This window comes from Rothia sp. HMSC068F09 (assembly GCF_001812775.1).
GTDB classification, from domain to species: Bacteria; Actinomycetota; Actinomycetes; order Actinomycetales; family Micrococcaceae; genus Rothia; species Rothia mucilaginosa_A.
Map to the genome: position 1 here is coordinate 1 of NZ_KV810408.1, position 5,137 is coordinate 5,137.

2 rRNA genes are annotated in these 5,137 nt (G+C 52.6%); both read right to left on the reverse strand.

The window, feature by feature from the left end:
* Positions 1 to 3,091 (reverse strand): 23S ribosomal RNA (locus HMPREF2874_RS00005).
* Positions 3,092 to 3,396: 305 nt separating this feature from the next.
* Positions 3,397 to 4,925: ribosomal RNA gene (locus HMPREF2874_RS00010) — 16S ribosomal RNA — on the reverse strand.
* The 16S and 23S rRNA genes sit together here, the layout of an rRNA operon.
* Positions 4,926 to 5,137 lie beyond the last annotated feature (212 nt).

Here is a 5,137-nt window from a genome sequence, read left to right on the forward strand (position 1 = left end):
AAAAGTAAGCCTTCAGCCTATTAGTACCAGTCAACTCCACGAGTCTTCAGTCCCCGCTTCCATACCCGGCCTATCAACCTCATCATCTATAAGGAGCCTCACACACCAAAAAGTGCCAGGAAATCTCATCTCGAAACAGGCTTCCCGCTTAGATGCTTTCAGCGGTTATCCCTCCCGAACGTAGCCAATCAGCCATGCACCTGGCGGTACAACTGACATACCAGAGGTTCGTCCGTCCCGGTCCTCTCGTACTAAGGACAGCCTTTCTCAAATTTCCAACGCGCGCAGCGGATAGGGACCGAACTGTCTCACGACGTTCTGAACCCAGCTCGCGTACCGCTTTAATGGGCGAACAGCCCAACCCTTGGGACCGACTCCAGCCCCAGGATGCGACGAGCCGACATCGAGGTGCCAAACCATGCCGTCGATATGGACTCTTGGGCAAGATCAGCCTGTTATCCCCGAGGTACCTTTTATCCGTTGAGCGACGGCCGTTCCACAACGTACCGCCGGATCACTAGTCCCGACTTTCGTCCCTGCTCGACCTGCCAGTCTCACAGTCAAGCTCCCTTGTGCACTTACACTCAACACCTGATTGCCAACCAGGCTGAGGGAACCTTTGGGCGCCTCCGTTACACTTTAGGAGGCAACCGCCCCAGTTAAACTACCCATCAGGCACTGTCCCTGAACCAGATCATGGCCCGAAGTTAGACATCCAGATTGACCAGAGTGGTATTTCAACAACGACTCCACACAAACTAGCGTCCATGCTTCACAGTCTCCCACCTATCCTACACAAGCCAAACCAAACACCAATACCAAACTATAGTAAAGGTCACGGGGTCTTTCCGTCCTGCTGCGCGAAACGAGCATCTTTACTCGTACTGCAATTTCGCCGAGTTCATGGTTGAGACAGTAGGGAAGTCGTTACTCCATTCGTGCAGGTCGGAACTTACCCGACAAGGAATTTCGCTACCTTAGGATGGTTATAGTTACCACCGCCGTTTACTGGGGCTTAAATTCTCAGCTTCGCCAAAAAGGCTAACCAATCCTCTTAACCTTCCAGCACCGGGCAGGAGTCAGTCCGTATACATCGTCTTACGACTTCGCACGGACCTGTGTTTTTGATAAACAGTCGCTTCCCCCTGGTCTCTGCGACCCATACACGCTCCAGGCAGCAAGTGCCCATCACGCTCAAGGTCCCCCTTCTCCCGAAGTTACGGGGGCATTTTGCCGAGTTCCTTAACCATGATTCTCTCGATCGCCTTAGTATTCTCTACCTGATCACCTGTGTCGGTTTAGGGTACGGGCGGCTAAAACCTCACGCCGATGCTTTTCTCGGCAGCATAGGATCACCAAATCCCCCAAAAACAGGGTCCCATCACGTCTCAGGCACACAGCCGGCGCATTTAACAACCGACAACCCTACACGCTTAGACCACGACAACCATCGCGTGGCTTGGCTACCTTCCTGCGTCACACCTGTTAACACGTTTACCTCCAAAGATCGGGTCCCACAACCCACACAACACACAAACAAAAGCCTGCACATCATGCTTCGCATGGTTAGCATCACAATATCAGTATGGGCGGTTCTTCACCGGTACGGGAATATCAACCCGTTATCCATCGACTACGCCTGTCGGCCTCGCCTTAGGCCCCGACTAACCCAGGGCAGATTAACTTGACCCTGGAACCCTTGATCATCCGGCGGATGAGTTTCTCACTCATCTTTCGCTACTCATGCCTGCATTCTCACTCGCATAGCCTCCACCACTGGTTTACACCGCAGCTTCAACGGCCACACGACGCTCCCCTACCCAACAATCCAAAAAGATCATTGCCACAACTTCGGCGGTGTACTTGAGCCCCGCTACATTATCGGCGCAGAATCACTTGACCAGTGAGCTGTTACGCACTCTTTCAAGGGTGGCTGCTTCTAAGCCAACCTCCTGGTTGTCTAAGCAACTCCACATCCTTTCCCACTTAGCACACGCTTAGGGGCCTTAGTTGGTGGTCTGGGCTGTTTCCCTCTCGACAATGAAGCTTATCCCCCACTGTCTCACTGCTACGCTCTCACTTACCGGCATTCGGAGTTTAGCTGACGTCAGTAACCCGTGAAGGCCCATCGGCCATCCAGTAGCTCTACCTCCGGCAAGAAACACGTAACGCTGCACCTAAATGCATTTCGGGGAGAACCAGCTATCACAGAGTTTGATTGGCCTTTCACCCCTATCCACAGCTCATCCCCTCCATTTTCAACTGAAGTGGGTTCGGTCCTCCACGACGTCTTACCGTCGCTTCAACCTGGCCATGGATAGATCACTCCGCTTCGGGTCTAGGTCATGCCACTCAAACGCCCTATTCAGACTCGCTTTCGCTACGGATACCCCACACGGGTTAACCTCGCGACATAACACTAACTCGCAGGCTCATTCTTCAAAAGGCACGCTGTCACCCCAAAAGGCTCCAACGGCTTGTAAGCACACGGTTTCAGGTACTATTTCACTCCCCTCCCGGGGTACTTTTCACCATTCCCTCACGGTACTGATTCACTATCGGTCACTAAGAAGTATTTAGACTTACCAGGTGGTCCTGGCAGATTCACACGAGATTCCACGAGCCCCGTGCTACTCGGGTGGCCACACCACGGACAGAACAATTTCGATTACGGGACTCTCACCCTCTACGGCCGACCATTCCAAGTCGTTCACCTACCATCCTGAACATCATGCCGGCAGCCAGTTAGAACTGCCACTGTGACTCCCACAACCCCCATGATGCAACGCCTAACCGCTATCACACACCACAGGTTTAGTCTCTTCCGCTTTCGCTCGCCACTACTCACAGAATCATTACTTTATTTTCTCTTCCTGCGGGTACTGAGATGTTTCACTTCCCCGCGTTCCCCCCAACCAGCCTATACATTCAGCTGGCGGTAACTCACCATGAAGATGAGCCAGGTTTCCCCATTCGGAAATCCTCGGATCACAGCCCAGTTATCGGCTCCCCGAGGCTTATCGCAGATTCACACGTCCTTCATCGGCTCTTAATGCCAAGGCATCCACCGTGTGCCCTTAATAACTTACACACAATCAAGAAAAATAAGAATCTAAAATCAACAATCAAACCAACACCAAAGCATTGATTCAACGCAAATTCCAGAAGATGCTCGCGTCCACTATATAGTTCTCAAACAACAACCCACAACACAACAACAACACAAACACAACATTCGCATCATCACCATGCCAGGCAAAAACAGGAACAACACCAACGTGTTACCCCAAAACCCAACAATGCGCTTCACTCAACCCAAAACCAACATTCCACCCATGAGCAAAACCACCCACCCGACACTCGCGGGTAGCATGGCCAACTAAATGTGCTCCTTAGAAAGGAGGTGATCCAGCCGCACCTTCCGGTACGGCTACCTTGTTACGACTTAGTCCCAATCGCCAATCCCACCTTAGACGGCTCCCTCCCCGAAGGGTTAGGCCACCGGCTTTGGGTGTTACCAACTTTCGTGACTTGACGGGCGGTGTGTACAAGGCCCGGGAACGTATTCACCGCAGCGTTGCTGATCTGCGATTACTAGCGACTCCGACTTCATGGGGTCGAGTTGCAGACCCCAATCCGAACTGAGACCGGCTTTTAGGGATTAGCTCCACCTCACAGTATCGCAACCCTCTGTACCGGCCATTGTAGCATGCGTGAAGCCCAAGACATAAGGGGCATGATGATTTGACGTCATCCCCACCTTCCTCCGAGTTGACCCCGGCAGTCTCCTATGAGTCCCCACCATAACGTGCTGGCAACATAGAACGAGGGTTGCGCTCGTTGCGGGACTTAACCCAACATCTCACGACACGAGCTGACGACAACCATGCACCACCTGTATACCAGCCCCGAAGGGAAACACCATCTCTGATGCGGTCCAGTATATGTCAAGCCTTGGTAAGGTTCTTCGCGTTGCATCGAATTAATCCGCATGCTCCGCCGCTTGTGCGGGCCCCCGTCAATTTCTTTGAGTTTTAGCCTTGCGGCCGTACTCCCCAGGCGGGGCACTTAATGCGTTAGCTACGGCGCGGAAAACGTGGAATGTCCCCCACACCTAGTGCCCAACGTTTACGGCATGGACTACCAGGGTATCTAATCCTGTTCGCTCCCCATGCTTTCGCTTCTCAGCGTCAGTTACAGCCCAGAGACCTGCCTTCGCCATCGGTGTTCTTCCTGATATCTGCGCATTCCACCGCTACACCAGGAGTTCCAGTCTCCCCTACTGCACTCTAGTCTGCCCGTACCCACTGCAATACACGGGGTTAAGCCCCGGCCTTTCACAGCAGACGCGACAAACCGCCTACAAGCTCTTTACGCCCAATAATTCCGGACAACGCTCGCGCCCTACGTATTACCGCGGCTGCTGGCACGTAGTTAGCCGGCGCTTTCTCTGCAGGTACCGTCAATCTCTCTTCTTCCCTGCTAACAGAGGTTTACAACCCGAAGGCCGTCATCCCTCACGCGGCGTCGCTGCATCAGGCTTGCGCCCATTGTGCAATATTCCCCACTGCTGCCTCCCGTAGGAGTCTGGGCCGTGTCTCAGTCCCAGTGTGGCCGGTCACCCTCTCAGGCCGGCTACCCGTCGTCGCCTTGGTGAGCCGTTACCTCACCAACAAGCTGATAGGCCGTGAGCCCATCTATAACCACTACATAACGCTTTCCACCAACACTCCATGCGGAGATTGGTCGTATCCGGTATTAGACCCAGTTTCCCAGGCTTATCCCAGAGTTAAAGGTAGGTTACTCACGTATTACTCGCCCGTTCGCCACTAATCCACCTAGCAAGCTAGGCTTCATCGTTCGACTTGCATGTGTTAAGCACGCCGCCAGCGTTCGTCCTGAGCCAGAATCAAACTCTCCGTTGAAAAAATAGAAAAGTTCGATAACCTGATCTCAAACAGCGAATCACACACGGGGGTGCGTGACTCAAGCTGACTTTTTTGAAACCATTCAATGATTATCAAATAAATAAATATTTGGTATTAGTTTCAGTTTCCATCACCAATTCGGTGATTTTATTGAACAAAGCACACTATTGAGTTCTCAAGCAACACACCGATTCAACACCTCAACCCCT